11 protein-coding genes and 1 riboswitch are annotated in these 13329 nt (G+C 44.3%); of the genes, 5 read left to right on the forward strand and 6 right to left on the reverse strand.

Annotated elements, in window-relative coordinates; all coding sequences use genetic code 11:
* Positions 1 to 9 precede the first annotated feature (9 nt).
* The 4 genes from MKY28_RS10095 to MKY28_RS10110 are packed head-to-tail and all read left to right on the forward strand — an operon-like array spanning position 10 to position 2069.
* Positions 10 to 396: a spore coat protein gene (locus tag MKY28_RS10095; protein WP_036615408.1), complete on the forward strand. Its 387-nt coding sequence runs from the start codon at positions 10 to 12 to the stop codon at positions 394 to 396.
* The gene (locus MKY28_RS10100; protein ID WP_036615410.1) at positions 393 to 1529 is read left to right on the forward strand and encodes a zinc-dependent alcohol dehydrogenase; all 1137 of its coding nucleotides are present in this window, start codon (positions 393 to 395) and stop codon (positions 1527 to 1529) included. Before MKY28_RS10095 ends, MKY28_RS10100 begins: the two co-directional genes overlap by 4 nt.
* 31 nt (positions 1530 to 1560) lie before the next feature.
* Positions 1561 to 1761 (forward strand): hypothetical protein, encoded by a 201-nt coding sequence (locus MKY28_RS10105; RefSeq protein ID WP_036615413.1) that lies wholly within the window; start codon positions 1561 to 1563, stop codon positions 1759 to 1761.
* 11 nt (positions 1762 to 1772) lie between these two features.
* A complete protein-coding gene (locus MKY28_RS10110) occupies positions 1773 to 2069 on the forward strand; it encodes a spore coat protein (RefSeq protein WP_036615415.1) in 297 nt (98 codons plus the stop codon).
* A gap of 210 nt (positions 2070 to 2279) precedes the next feature.
* Here MKY28_RS10110 and tenA read toward each other — a convergent pair whose 3' ends face one another.
* The 5 genes from tenA to MKY28_RS10135 all read right to left on the reverse strand — a co-directional run bounded on the left by tenA (position 2280) and on the right by MKY28_RS10135 (position 10671).
* The gene (tenA, locus tag MKY28_RS10115; RefSeq protein WP_083669638.1) at positions 2280 to 2942 is read right to left on the reverse strand and encodes a thiaminase II; all 663 of its coding nucleotides are present in this window, start codon (positions 2940 to 2942) and stop codon (positions 2280 to 2282) included.
* A gap of 113 nt (positions 2943 to 3055) precedes the next feature.
* A riboswitch (TPP riboswitch) is annotated at positions 3056 to 3153 on the reverse strand.
* A 206-nt stretch (positions 3154 to 3359) separates the two neighbouring features.
* A complete protein-coding gene (locus MKY28_RS10120) occupies positions 3360 to 6032 on the reverse strand; it encodes an endo-1,4-beta-xylanase (RefSeq protein WP_340935867.1) in 2673 nt (890 codons plus the stop codon).
* A 296-nt stretch (positions 6033 to 6328) separates the two neighbouring features.
* The gene (locus MKY28_RS10125) at positions 6329 to 7180 is read right to left on the reverse strand and encodes a PRD domain-containing protein (RefSeq protein WP_036616055.1); all 852 of its coding nucleotides are present in this window, start codon (positions 7178 to 7180) and stop codon (positions 6329 to 6331) included.
* 17 nt (positions 7181 to 7197) lie between these two features.
* Positions 7198 to 8640 (reverse strand): glycoside hydrolase family 1 protein, encoded by a 1443-nt coding sequence (locus tag MKY28_RS10130; RefSeq protein ID WP_340935868.1) that lies wholly within the window; start codon positions 8638 to 8640, stop codon positions 7198 to 7200.
* Between the two features lie 72 nt (positions 8641 to 8712).
* Entirely contained in the window at positions 8713 to 10671 is a 1959-nt protein-coding gene (locus MKY28_RS10135) for a beta-glucoside-specific PTS transporter subunit IIABC (RefSeq protein ID WP_036615420.1), read from the reverse strand.
* A gap of 335 nt (positions 10672 to 11006) precedes the next feature.
* On the opposite strand from MKY28_RS10135, the gene MKY28_RS10140 reads away from it, so the two are divergent.
* Entirely contained in the window at positions 11007 to 11399 is a 393-nt protein-coding gene (locus MKY28_RS10140) for a hypothetical protein (protein WP_036671465.1), read from the forward strand.
* 70 nt (positions 11400 to 11469) lie between these two features.
* Here MKY28_RS10140 and MKY28_RS10145 read toward each other — a convergent pair whose 3' ends face one another.
* Positions 11470 to 13209: an ABC-F family ATP-binding cassette domain-containing protein gene (locus MKY28_RS10145; RefSeq protein WP_076327507.1), complete on the reverse strand. Its 1740-nt coding sequence runs from the start codon at positions 13207 to 13209 to the stop codon at positions 11470 to 11472.
* Between the last annotated feature and the right edge of the window lie 120 nt (positions 13210 to 13329).

A 13329-nucleotide genomic window follows, 5' to 3' on the forward strand; every position in this document is an offset into this window, starting at 1 on the left:
GGAACTCAGATGAATACCGATTATTTAGATCCGATTAATTCATTGAATATGCCGGAAATGGCAGATATGACTTTTGCCATGGATTTCCTTCTTCGTGCCAAGGAGGGTGTACGTAATTTGTCCATCGCCCTGACGGAAACGGCTTCACCGGATGTAAGAGCCCTGTTGCATACTCATCTGAAGCAGGGAATTTCAATGCACCAAGAAATTTCGGAGCTCATGATTCGCAAAAAATGGTTTCATCCTTATGAGCTGAACGAACAGTACCAACTCGATCAGCTTTCGGCGAAAAATACGGTGATGATCGGGCAGATGAATCTGTTCCCGGGTGATACGTCACGTAAAGGGATGTTTGATCGGACCCCAGATGAACATATTGGAGGACATAAAGCATGAAGGCGGTAACGTATCAAGGGGTTAAAAATGTCGTGGTCAAAGAGGTGCCGGATGCGAAGATTGTGAAACCGGACGATATGATCGTAAAGATCACCAGTACCGCGATTTGCGGTTCTGACCTTCATCTTATTCACGGGATGATCCCTAACCTTCAGGAAAACTATGTCATCGGACATGAGCCGATGGGGATCGTAGAAGAAGTGGGCCCTGGCGTGACCAAGGTAAAAAAAGGCGACCGCGTAATCATCCCGTTTAACATCGCATGCGGAGAATGCTTTTTTTGCAAAAATCAGCTGGAAAGCCAATGTGACAATTCCAACGAACACGGGGATATGGGCGCATATTTCGGCTACTCCGGAACGACCGGCGGATATCCCGGCGGGCAAGCGGAGTATTTACGGGTCCCATTTGCTAATTTTACCCACTTTAAGATCCCTGAAAACTGCGAACAACCGGACGAAAAGCTAAGCTTGATCGCCGATGCCATGACGACGGCATTCTGGAGCGTAGATAACGCCGGCGTTAAAAATGGAGATACGGTCATTGTGCTCGGCTGCGGCCCGGTCGGACTCCTAGCCCAGAAGTTCTGCTGGCTGAAAGGAGCTAAGCGGGTCATAGCCGTCGACTATGTCGATTACCGCTTAAAGCATGCGAAGCGAACAAACAATGTGGAAATAGTAAACTTCGAACAGGATAAGAATATTGGGAACACTCTCAAGGAAATGACCAAAGGCGGCGCCGATGTTGTCATTGATGCGGTAGGAATGGACGGCAAGATGAGCGATCTTGAATTTCTAGCCAGCGGTATGAAACTGCAAGGCGGCACCATGAGCGCATTTATCATTGCATCTCAGGCTGTTCGCAAAGGTGGCACCATTCAAGTCACTGGGGTATACGGCGGACGTTATAACGGATTCCCGCTCGGTGATATCATGCAGCGAAACGTGAATATCCGTTCCGGACAAGCTCCGGTCATTCACTACATGCCATACATGTACGAGTTGGTTACGTCTGGCAAAGTGGACCCTGGCGACATTGTTACGCACGTCATTCCGCTCAGCGAGGCCAAACGGGGCTATGAAGTGTTCGATACAAAAACGGACGATTGCATTAAAGTCATCTTAAAGCCTTAAATATGAATAGATACATGGGAGGACAATCTGAATGGATTCCACATACGCTTTGCATGAGATTCTCGAGGTACATGAAATAGCTGCGTTCAAGACGGTTTGTATGACTAAATCCAAGACCATGCAAGCTCTGGTAACCGACCCGGAGCTCAAGCAAATTTTGCAACAAGATGCGATCTTATCACAACAGCAGCTTCAGGAGCTCGGTGGAGTGCTGTCTAAAGCGACTGTATAGGAGATAAAAAAATGAACCCAATATTAGAACACATGACTGGTCTTAATACGCTGACCGATGACGTGATCGCAATGGATTTTTTGATGAACGCCAAGAGCGGTGTCAGAAACTACGCCATGGCTGTGACCGAATGTGCCACCCCCGAAATCAAACAAATTTTGATGAAACAGCTCGATGAAGCCATAGATTCTCATGAAAAGATATCAAATTACATGGTGCAGCATGGTTTATACCACCCTTACCATATTGCAGAGCAAATTCAGCTCGATCTGAAAAACATTCAGACTGCTATGAACATTCCGTCCTGACACCCTTTTTGATTTTAGCCAGAGACTTCAGAGAACAAAATGTCCCTGTGTCAAGAATTTCAACAATGAAAAAAGGCGGATACTATCCGCCCTTTTTTTGGCATCGTCACGAAACACGCTTATTGCAAGCGTTCCTTTACGTATTCTACTTATTTCTATCCTGAGACTGTTTATGGCCGCTGCTCTCTACTTTAATTGACTACAGTGAACTTAAGGCTCCAGCTTCCATGACATTTCCCAAAAATCAAGCTCAAAGCGACTGCACATCACGAAAATATCCTCCATCCGTTGGTACGTTCCCTCGCTACAGCCTTCTAATAGCTTATCAGTTAACGTCACTAGGGATTGATTGTTGCTGTTGTATTCAGAGGAAGCATATCCTGTGATCCACTCTCCGTAAAAAGGATGCTCAGCTGCACCTGGCTTTTGGGCAAGGACTTGACCAATCTCTGCATAGCTCCATGAGCAGGCCAGAATGGATACAAGTACTTCTGCTATGCCACCCGCATGGGAAACAGAGAGCATATAGTTAGTATAGGCTGCATTTTTCAGGGCAGGTTTTACCTGGAAAACATGATCCTCTGTAATTCCTAATCGCTCCATATAAGAACGATGAATTTTCATTTCACCATTCAGGATGTTATCTACGTTTTCACTAAAAAACTGCATCAATTTGGGGTCGTGCGACTTGACAATACCTAGTGCAAATACGCGGGCATAATCGAACAGGTACAAGTAGTCTTGCAGCAAATAATAACGAAATTGTTCAACCGTTAAGGAACCATCTCCGATTCCTTTAACAAAGGGATGCTCAAGACATTCCTTCCACACAGGCTGTGCTGCCTGATATAGTCTCTCTGAAATAGTCAACATGTGTTCCTCCAATTCATAATGTACGTATTTAAAAACAAAAAAACGAAACATCCTATGGATGTTTCGCAGACAAATACACTAAAACAAGGGGGTTCGCATGAGCTACCCAAGTACAGTGTTTCATCGTTGCATCCCTACGTTGGCATTATCCAAATCAGGTAAGGTCGGTTTAACACCCTCTCAGCCGGTTAAGGCTCCCTCGCAAACGGTTGTATGTAGTTGATTACTTTCCTATTCCCATAAAAGATAAAATAACATCCATTTAGTATATCAAGGGCTGTTAAATATAGTCAAGGAAGATTGTATCGCCCCTCATCACCTTTGGTGACGTATGTAAACGATGAAAACCATCACAACAATGGTTGAGTTTCAGCCACTGTTATGATGGTTTCTATTCTTGCAACTACTGCCGATGGTTTAATGCCCGAGTTTGTTCTTTCCGACAAAAGTGAGTATTCCGTACTGGGAAGTATTTCTCCAGCTCTCATTGGTCGTATCATTCCACTTGGCTACGCTCTGCTTACCTCCGCCCTGGTTGTCGTTAATTTGGAGCTCGAAACCGAGAACATTTCCTGCTTTGGGCGTCAATGATTGTAAATGAATTCTGGCTTCTACGAGATATCCTTTATTTGTTTTCTTCACAGCACTTACAAGGCGTCCAGGTGAGGCACCCCCTGCAAAGGTTCCCACATTGTCTGCACTGATTCTGAACTGGGCATCATCATATTGAAAATACGGTGTGCGCTGGTGATTCTCGTCCAGGAAAATCTCAACCGAATCCTGATCCCATGGGTTGATACTATCTGTAATGATGTTTGGATCAGTGACGTCGATCAGCAGGTATAGATACTCACCTGACCACATTGCGCGAGCCACTGCCTCTGCACCTTCGCTCTGGTTCAACCGTTTTACTTCAAATGGTGCAGCCTTATTCCATGATGTGTCTTTCTTCCCATCAATCTGAACAATCCCTTGCACAGCTTGTGCAGATTTGGGCATAGGGGCGAGTTGAATCACGCCGTATTTGCTTGTATCCTGTTCCTGAGATTGTGTTCGATCATTCCAGTACAGTGGATTATAAGGTTGTGTCCCACTTGAACCGCCATCAGTCACACGGATATCCAATCCGGCTTCATATTCTGATCCGACTTGGATACCACCCCACGGAATGGACAATTCAACCTGATATCCGGCTTTTGTCTCGCGTACACGATATGAACGCTGCTCCACACCCTCAGCTTTGCCCGACCGCTTAATGATTACGTGTCGGTCATCTGCTTCATATGAAGTGGTCTTGCCATTATTGAGATCAACAAAGATATCTACTCTGTCATTCACATCTGCCTTTGCATCCTGTACATCCACGAGGATATACAGGTTACTATGATCCCATAAAGTGCGGAAACTGGCTGATCCCGAAGAGTCACCCTTCAGTGGAGTAGACACCGCTTTGTTCCAGAGCGGATCTTGTGTCTGTTTTTTGATATCCGGTTTACCCGAAAGTGAGACGGCTCTCTGCGTCAACACAGGCAAACTGGATTCATCCACGAGTCCCCAGTATGCCTTTTTGGCCTTCAGGGCTGAATCAAACAGCATAGCCTGGTTGTTGTAAGACTTCTCATCTTGGAGTCCCCATAAGGTAACTGAAGAAATGTGGTCTTTGTGTTTTTTGTACAAATCCAACAGTTCCTTATATCGATACGCCTGCTTTACTGCAACTTCATCGGACATCTCTTCACCAAATGGAATTCCGCTATCCACATCCAGTTCCGTGATCTGAATATCCAATCCAAGTTCGGCGAACATGCTGATCGTTTTTTCAATTTCCTTGATGGGCGGGGATTCCAGGTTATAGTGGGATTGCAAACCCACACCATCGATGAGCCCTTTCTCTTTCAGTCGTTTGACCAACTGATACATATGCTCTCTTTTCTCAGAGATTTCCGTGAAGTATTCGTTGTAATATAATTTGGCATTCGGATCGGCTGCACGAGCGAATTCATAGGTTTTCTCAATATAATCCGGACCAATTAGTTCATAAAAGGGACTTTTACGTAAACCGTTGGCATCACCATTGCTATCCGCAATCGCCTCGTTTACCACATCCCAGGCATAGATCTTACCTTTGTATCGGGTCATGACGGTTTCAACGTAATCCTGAATCCGGGCAAGTAGTAATTCTCGACTCGCAGGGTTACCCTGAGGATCCTTGAACATCCACTCTGCTGCATCAATATGCCACAACAACGCATGTGCGCGTACGCCCATACCATGCTCCTCGGCGAACTGAACATATTGATCGGCTGCCTCGAACTCATAAACACCTTCGGAAGGAGACATGTACTTCGGTTTCATCTCGTAGGTTGCGGTCAAGCTGTTAAAGTGCTTTGTGAGCAGTTGTCCATATGCGCCTTCCAACTGCCAGCGATACACCGCTGCACCAATGGGGAAATCATCTTGATACAGGTCTTTCAGAGACAGAATCCCTTCTTCAATCTCCAGTTGCTCGGCCAGAGTAAATGATACATCATCCACATAGAACGATAACGTATCTACGCTATCTTCAGAGATGTAGGGTGTTTCGATGAACAAATTCAATTCAGTGGGATCATCGCTATACTGAAATTTTCCGGTGATTTTGTGCCATGTATTCCATTCTGCTTTGGCAATTTTCACGCTACCGATTGGGTTCCAGCTTTCGGCAGTTGTTTTTTTATATGTGGTGAGCTGTAATGTTTGATCCGTGGTGGGCTCCTGAGTAAGTCTTACAAATGCCGCAATTTCGTACTCTTGGTTACGCTTAAGCAGATCCTTCATGGATAACATCGGTCCATGATAGGAACGCTCACGGTTGGCGACCAGCATACTGGACTGACCTTCGTGTGCTTCCTGCTGTGTCACTGTCAGCCTTTCGTTACCTGTACGTGGAGTCCACCCCTGAAGTGTACCGTCTTCAAAGTTTGTACTCAAATGACCTCCCTCCACTTCCGTAACTGCTTTGGCTGCATGTGAGACATTCGTAAATGGAAGCATGGCGAGTACGAGCACAAGAACCAAGGCCGTTATATTCCATTGACCTAACCGTTTCATACAATTCCTCCTCTTGATTTGGTCTAAGTATTTCTGAACGGATTAACATCCAGATAAATAGATTATAGCTCTTTGGATAACGCTTACATATAACAAATTTACAATAATTACAATAAAATGTTATCACTTGGTAATCTCATGTGGGTTTAGGAAGCTGGAGTTCGTTCGCAAGGGATATCAAAAAACCGCTACATATTTGCAAAAATAAAAGACCGTTTCCCGATAAAATACGAGAAAACGGTCATCGTTAGAAAGTATCTTTTTTCCTGTCTGCTAACAGGCATATAAACTTTGTTTTATAATCGTCCCTCGTGACCCTGATCCTCCTGCACAATTCGAGCTATGTGAATCATCAAATATAATAATTCCTCGTTTGATATGGAGATATCCAGCATATTCTGCACGTAGGTTTTAATCATCTCCGCGCATTTGTATTCAAACGGATGCTCCTTCACCATGTGTTGAAATATAAAATCTTTCGCCGAATTGCCCAGACGTCCTTCTTGTAAACGCTGGATGAAGAATTGCAAATGTGTGACAAGTCTTACATAATGAATGGAATTTTTGTTCAATTGCATATCAAAGGTGTATTGTATCAGGTTAAAAATATCTTTTAACATCTTAACGGATTGCACCGTGCGCTCCATATTCTGCTCATGTGTTTGGGCATTCACGAAATGAAAGGCGATATTCCCTGCTTCTTCCTCCGGCAGTTCAATATCCAATTCTAGATTCAGCATCTGAACAGCTTCAACCCCCAGTTCGAACTCGACAGGATGAAACCTCTGGATCTCCCATAACATGCGATTCTGTAATGCTACACCTTTTTTCCATCGTTCAATGGCAAATGACAAGTGATCCATAAGCGTGAAGAAGATTTGATCGTCAAGAGACAGCTTTTCTTTTGCATTGGTAATCAGTTTGTTTATGACATTCACATGTTTATCTGGCATGTTTTCGATGGTTCGTACGTAAGCCTGGGCAGACGGATTATTTTGCAAAATGAATCGTTTCTGGATGTGTTCTTCATCCAGTCGCTCGCCGACTTTGCCTTTGAATGCCAACCCTTTTCCCATGACAATCATTTCTTGCCCCTGTTCATCTTTGATCAGAAGCAAGCTGTTATTTAATATTTTGATTACTCTCATGCATTCATCACGATCCTTTATTCTTTCGTGACCGCCTGATCCGAATTTCCGATACATCTGCCATTCTGTTTAATGACCTCTTGATACCACGAGAAGCTTTTCTTCTTCAAACGCTTCAAGTCTTTCAGATCCTGTTCACCGCGGTTTACATAGATCATTCCATAACGTTTCCCATACCCCTGATGTGTGCTTACCAAGTCAATAACGGACCAAGGGCAATAACCAATCACATCTACTCCATCCGTTAGAGCCAGTCTGATCTGTTCCAGATGTTTCTCGATAAAATCAATCCGGTACGTATCGTTAATGGTGTTATCTGCCTCAAGTACATCCGGGGCTCCAATACCATTTTCCGTAATTAGAATAGGGAGACCATATCGTTCACATACCTTACGCAATGTCAGCCTTAGGCCAACCGGGTCAATGACCCAACCATATTTCGTTTTTTCCGTATAAGGATTCTCCGCGGCCCGGTATACTCCCTGCTCGCCAAGCATAATTTGCTGATCACCCGCACGAGCTGTAACATCCGACGCATCGCCCATACTGGCGGCAATGGTTGCCGTCGAGTAGTAGTTGATTGCTACCAGATCGGGGCGGCCAGACCGGATATCTTCCATGTCACCCTGCTCAATAACCGGCTCGATGCCGCGTTCCTGTAAATAACTCCAGAATAATGGATTATACCGTCCCCACACCGATAAGTCGAGAAAACCCCATCCACGAATCGTCTCCCAGTTATGAGCAGCGACTGCATCGGCTGGTCTGGAGGTTGCCTGGTACATGGAAGTCATGTTTAAAGCAGGTCCGATCTTACCTTGCGGGAGCATATCATGAAATAGTCGCATCGTTCTGCCTTGAGCTACAAACATGTGATGATTTTGCTGATACAGTTCCTTATTGGATGGCAAACGCCCGCCTTTTGGTGTACCAATAGCACCTGGATGAAGAATCATCGTATTTTGCTCATTAATGGTCAACCAATATTTCACTTTATGCCCGTAATGCTCAAACAAGATACGCCCATACTCGACGAAGGCATCGATCGTCCCCCGGTTGTTCCATCCTCCGGTTTTCTCAAGCTCGTAGGGTAAGTCGAAATGGTACATGGTCACAATGGGCTCAATACCATGGAGCAGCAATTCGTCAATTAATTGGTGATAAAAATCGAGTCCCTTCTCATTAACAGTCCCTGTGCCTGAAGGCAAGATTCGAGTCCATGCAATTGAAAAACGATATGCTTTGAGGCCCAGCTCTGCAAAAAGCTTCACGTCTTCTCTGAACCGGTGATAGTGATCGCTCGCAACCGTGAAATCGGCGGTTCCAGCCGGATGATCACACATATCGATGACGGACAGGCCTTTGCCATCTTTGTTCCAGGCTCCCTCCACTTGATAGGCCGAGGTAGACCCTCCCCATAGAAATTCATTGGGGAATGGTTTGATCTGTTGATATAACATCTCAAGCACTCCTTCATTTTAAATGTTGATCATGATATATGACGGACCATATGAAGTATCGTATTACGTTTGTTACGAAAGATGGATAATGGTTGCTCCAACCTCCACAGGATTCTGCTTCTCCAGCTTAATATCCGAGAAACGATCCGAATTGGCGATAATGATCGGGGTTATGACTTCATACCCTTCTGCCTTGATGGCATCGATATCAAAGCGGATCAACAAGTCACCCCGTTGTACGCGATCCCCTACTTTAATGGAAGAGTCAAAATGTCTCCCCTTTAGGTTGACGGTATCCACTCCAATATGAATGAGCACCTCTTCTCCATCATAACCGTTTAATTTGACCGCATGTTTGGAGTCCATGAAAGCCGTAACTTCACCTGCGATTGGTGCATACAGTTCTCCTTTGGCAGGAATAATGGCAGCACCCTTACCCAGTAATCCCAAAGAGAAGACATCGTCTGGTACACGGTCTAGATGGACTAATTCCCCTTGCATCGGGCTGGCGATCGTAAGTGGACGTAATTCATTTTGGCTCGGTACATTTGCATTTGTTATTGTAGAAGACTGTGTGCTTGGGCTGTTGTCTTGAACAGGCTGCCCGGAAAGTGTCTTGTCATCGTTAACGTTGGTAGTTCCTTCTTCTTCATCTTCCACTGGATCTTCAAAACCAATGATCCATGTCAGAGCAAAGGTAACGATAAAAGCGATCATACAAGTCACAATGGCATGAACGATGTTCATCGGATTGCTGCCAATGAATGCAGGTAACGCGGCAAGCCCTGGAGACACGAAGGCATAACGTACTAATCCGGTCAGACCAGCGTATATCCCTGCTACACCACCACCGATCATTGCGGCAATTAAGGGTTTCTTCAGTTTCAGCGTTACACCGTACAAGGATGGTTCCGTGATGCCCAGCACAGCGGTGAAACCGGATGAAGCAGCGAGCTGTTTCAGTTTTTTGTTTTTGGTTTTCAATGCTACAGCAAGGGTGGCCCCACCTTGAGCAATATTGGACGCGAGCATTCCGGGACCGTTGATCATTTCATATCCATTTTTGGTCAGTTGGCTAGTTGCAATCGGCGTCATGGCCCATGCGGTACCTGTTACGATCAGGAATGGTTGCAAAGTTCCCATTAACAACGGAATCAGCCAACTGGCTCTGGCATTGATCGCTTCTGCACCCATCGCAACCAGATCATTCAGGTACGTTCCGAAAGGCCCAATCGCCACCAATGCAAGTGGTGCTGTAATCAATAGTACAATCATTGGTTTCGTGAAAAATTTGATCATTGAGGGCGATACCCGATCCGCGAAACGTTCAATATAGGACATGAGCCAAACGACGATAATAATCGGCAGTACGGAGCCCGCGTAATCGGTTAGTCGAACTGGCACACCGATGAAAAACACGTCTTTTCCTTCCGCCATCAGGGCGCTCCATCCCGGGTGTAATAACACGCCGGCAACTGTCATCGCCAGAATGGGACTTGTTTCAAATTTAATGGAAGCTCCATAAGCCAGCAGAATAGGCATGAAATAAAAAGCCGCGTCCGCAATGGTATTAAGGATATAGTAGTTTTGGCTTTCCGTCGTTACGAGGCCTGTCAGCACAAGTACGGCTAATATCGCTTTGATCATACCTGCGCCAATGATTGCCGGAATTACCGGAGTAAATGTTGTTGAGATCACGCTGATGAATCTGGAGATCCAGCTCTGTTTTTGCTTTGGTCCGTTATTTTTGCCAGAATTCGATTTGGAGTCCGCACTTCGGGTAGCCGAACCCATCTGCTGAGTGATAACTCGGTAGACCTGCTGCACCTCATTGCCCACAACGACCTGGTATTGTCCACCATTGTTCACAACGGTAATGACACCTGGAAGTGCTTTGAGTTTTTCTGTCTCCGCTTTGGAGATGTCGTGCAGTTCGAACCGAAGTCGAGTTGCGCAGTGCGTAAGCCGAGCGATATTCTCTTTCTTCCCAACCAATTCCGTTATCTCTTGTCCCAACTTGCGATAATCCATACCAATGCCTCATTTCTGAATTTGGATATAAAAAAGACCAAAACGATATGCCCTCCCCTACTCACATAAGGAAAATGCAAAATCATTTTGGTCATGCCTGCTTTACCAGTAACAGCCAAACACTGCTAATATTCAATTCGTTATCGATGTAAACGTTTACTGGATCATAATATCACACAATAAATTAGTTAGCAATCACTTTATTCGACATTTTTCTGCATTTTAATTTGCTTGATTCGACTTGATTATTAGCAGCCTTCTATAGGCTTCCACCCATTCCCCTTCTCATTTGCCTACATACAATACATTAGACTAATGAACAGGAGTGATGTGATATGACATTTTTACCTCCTTTTGGACCTGGTGGAGGGTTCGGTGGCCCTGGGGGTCCCGGAGGACCAGGAGGACCCGGCGGACCAGGCGGATTTCCTGGTCCGCCATCGTTCCCCGGGGGTGGAGGCGGCGGACCACAAGGCGTGCAGGCACCTACAGGGCCGCCACCATCATTCATTCCACAGCAACCCGCTTCGTTATATGCGGTAGATCCAAGAGCCATATCCGGCTGCCTGTTTCGTTACACATATATTTGGCCGGATCGTGGTCCCGGCTTCTGGATGTACCCGGTATTTGTAGGTAGAAATTCGGTGGCTGGCTTCCGTTGGAATGGCTTCTTCTGGCTATACACCGGCATTGATCTGCAGCGAATCAGCTCGTTTAGCTGTTTCTAGAAGTAAATCCCCCTATATGCGGATTAATCCACATACAGGGGGATTTAGATTTATGGAATATTCACCTTGTCTAAAGCAGCTTAATCAGCTTTTCTAGCTCATCAACCAAACTCTTTGCAAGTTCAAAATTAGTATCTTTTAAAGCCAATTCAATTTTCATTTCAACAGACTTTTTCTTTTGTTCATTTTCTAGATAGTTTTCATTAAAATGACTCGTATAAATCATCTGTCTGAATTCTTCTATACTCATTTTACTAATCGTTTTGTCCTCGATAATTAAAACATAATCCATACCATTTACAACCGAATAGAAATCATGAGAAATCATGATAATCGCACCTTTGTAGTCCTCAATGGCTTTCTCCAATGCGATTTGTGTATAGATGTCCAGATGGCTTGTCGGTTCATCTAGGAGCAATACGTTGGCTTGACTGGCAGAAACTTTAGCCAGTTGAAGCATATTTTTTTCTCCACCAGATAAAGATTCAATCTTTTGATCAAGGATTTCTCCTTCAAAGCCATAGTTTGGAAGATACGATCTAATTTCATCATACGTTTGAAAGCCGGAATCAATGAATTCATTTAGGATGGTATTCGAATCTTTTAGCATTTCGCCTTGAACCTGAGATAAATAGGCCACTTTAACATCAGCATTTATTTCAATGGCATCCTGATTATTTTTAAAGATTTCTCGGAGTAAAGTCGTTTTCCCGGTACCGTTAGGACCGATCAGGGCTACTTTATCTGTAGATTTGATCTCAAAGTTCACATTTTCCAAAAGCAACTCGTCAAAGGAAACGTTATAGTTATTGACGTTAACCACAACGGTGTCTTCCATTTCCTTATCGATTCCAAAACGGATATTCGGCTGTTTGATATCGACAAATGGCTCTTTTATTCGACGTGCTTCCAATCTCTCTTGAAACTTGACTCTGGCTTTTAACGCTCTGCCTCTGGAGGCTTCGGAATTATATGTGGCGATCTCTCTAAGATTGTCGATGATGTGATCGTATCTCTCAATTTCCTCAGCTTCAGCAACTGCGATTTCTTGCAGTTCGATCTTAGACTGAAGCAGTGAGAAGTTGTAATCGATATATCGCCCGTCAAACTCTTGGAGCTCTGTGTTTTCTAGGTGTATGATTTTGTTGAAACAATGGTTCAACAGATATCGGTTGTGCGTAACGACCAGCAACATTCCCTTGTGTGTGTTAATCAATTTTTTAAGCGCGTTCAGGTTTTCAAAGTCTAAAAATACATCAGGTTCGTCCATAATCATGAAGTCTGGACGATTCAGCATTTCCTTCATCACTTGAATAAGTTTGAATTCCCCGCCGCTTACGGCGGATATACTAAGATCTTTGAGCTTCATGAGGTTGGCAAGGTTTAACTGTTTATTGATGTTTTTTTCGTAATTATCCCCATCCATCGCCTCGAATGCATCCAAAGCCAATTGAAGCTTTTCCATCAGGGAATCCATATCCGATGTGGTGGCCATCTCCGCATAAATCGCTGTAATTTCATCTTGTATCTTGATGAATTCTTCTGCGATATATTCAAAAACGGTCATTTCTTTTGTTTTGTCTACTTGCAAAAACTGACTCACATACCCGATTCTGCAATCGGGGTCTATCTCTAACTTGCCCTCGAACAAATATAGTTCCGGATCCATCAGGATATCGATCAATGTACTTTTTCCACTGCCGCTTGTTCCGATAAAAGCACAATGTTGTGCCTCTTCAAACGTAAATGAAATGTTTTTATATAGTTCCTTTTGTGGAAATGAGAAGGATAGGTTTTCAACTTTTATCATAGTGTTACCTTTCTTTACAACTAAATTGGTGGCTAATATTAGATATATTGTCGAACACAGACTTTTAGAGTAACACTGTTTACCACCAAGTACAATCGATTTTTAGCACTTACCCTCACT

It is taken from the genome of Paenibacillus sp. FSL R5-0473, from assembly GCF_038004565.1.
Taxonomy (GTDB): Bacteria; Bacillota; Bacilli; order Paenibacillales; family Paenibacillaceae; genus Paenibacillus; species Paenibacillus amylolyticus.

What these genes read in the sequence shown, in the direction of transcription:
- MKY28_RS10095 (WP_036615408.1), top strand. Translation starts at nt 10, where the DNA reads ATGAATACCGATTATTTAGATCCGATTAATTCATTGAATATGCCGGAA.
- MKY28_RS10100 (WP_036615410.1), top strand. Translation starts at nt 393, where the DNA reads ATGAAGGCGGTAACGTATCAAGGGGTTAAAAATGTCGTGGTCAAAGAG.
- MKY28_RS10105 (WP_036615413.1), top strand. Translation starts at nt 1,561, where the DNA reads ATGGATTCCACATACGCTTTGCATGAGATTCTCGAGGTACATGAAATA.
- MKY28_RS10110 (WP_036615415.1), top strand. Translation starts at nt 1,773, where the DNA reads ATGAACCCAATATTAGAACACATGACTGGTCTTAATACGCTGACCGAT.
- tenA (WP_083669638.1), bottom strand. Translation starts at nt 2,942, where the DNA reads ATGTTGACTATTTCAGAGAGACTATATCAGGCAGCACAGCCTGTGTGG.
- MKY28_RS10120 (WP_340935867.1), bottom strand. Translation starts at nt 6,032, where the DNA reads ATGAAACGGTTAGGTCAATGGAATATAACGGCCTTGGTTCTTGTGCTC.
- MKY28_RS10125 (WP_036616055.1), bottom strand. Translation starts at nt 7,180, where the DNA reads ATGAGAGTAATCAAAATATTAAATAACAGCTTGCTTCTGATCAAAGAT.
- MKY28_RS10130 (WP_340935868.1), bottom strand. Translation starts at nt 8,640, where the DNA reads ATGTTATATCAACAGATCAAACCATTCCCCAATGAATTTCTATGGGGA.
- MKY28_RS10135 (WP_036615420.1), bottom strand. Translation starts at nt 10,671, where the DNA reads ATGGATTATCGCAAGTTGGGACAAGAGATAACGGAATTGGTTGGGAAG.
- MKY28_RS10140 (WP_036671465.1), top strand. Translation starts at nt 11,007, where the DNA reads ATGACATTTTTACCTCCTTTTGGACCTGGTGGAGGGTTCGGTGGCCCT.
- MKY28_RS10145 (WP_076327507.1), bottom strand. Translation starts at nt 13,209, where the DNA reads ATGATAAAAGTTGAAAACCTATCCTTCTCATTTCCACAAAAGGAACTA.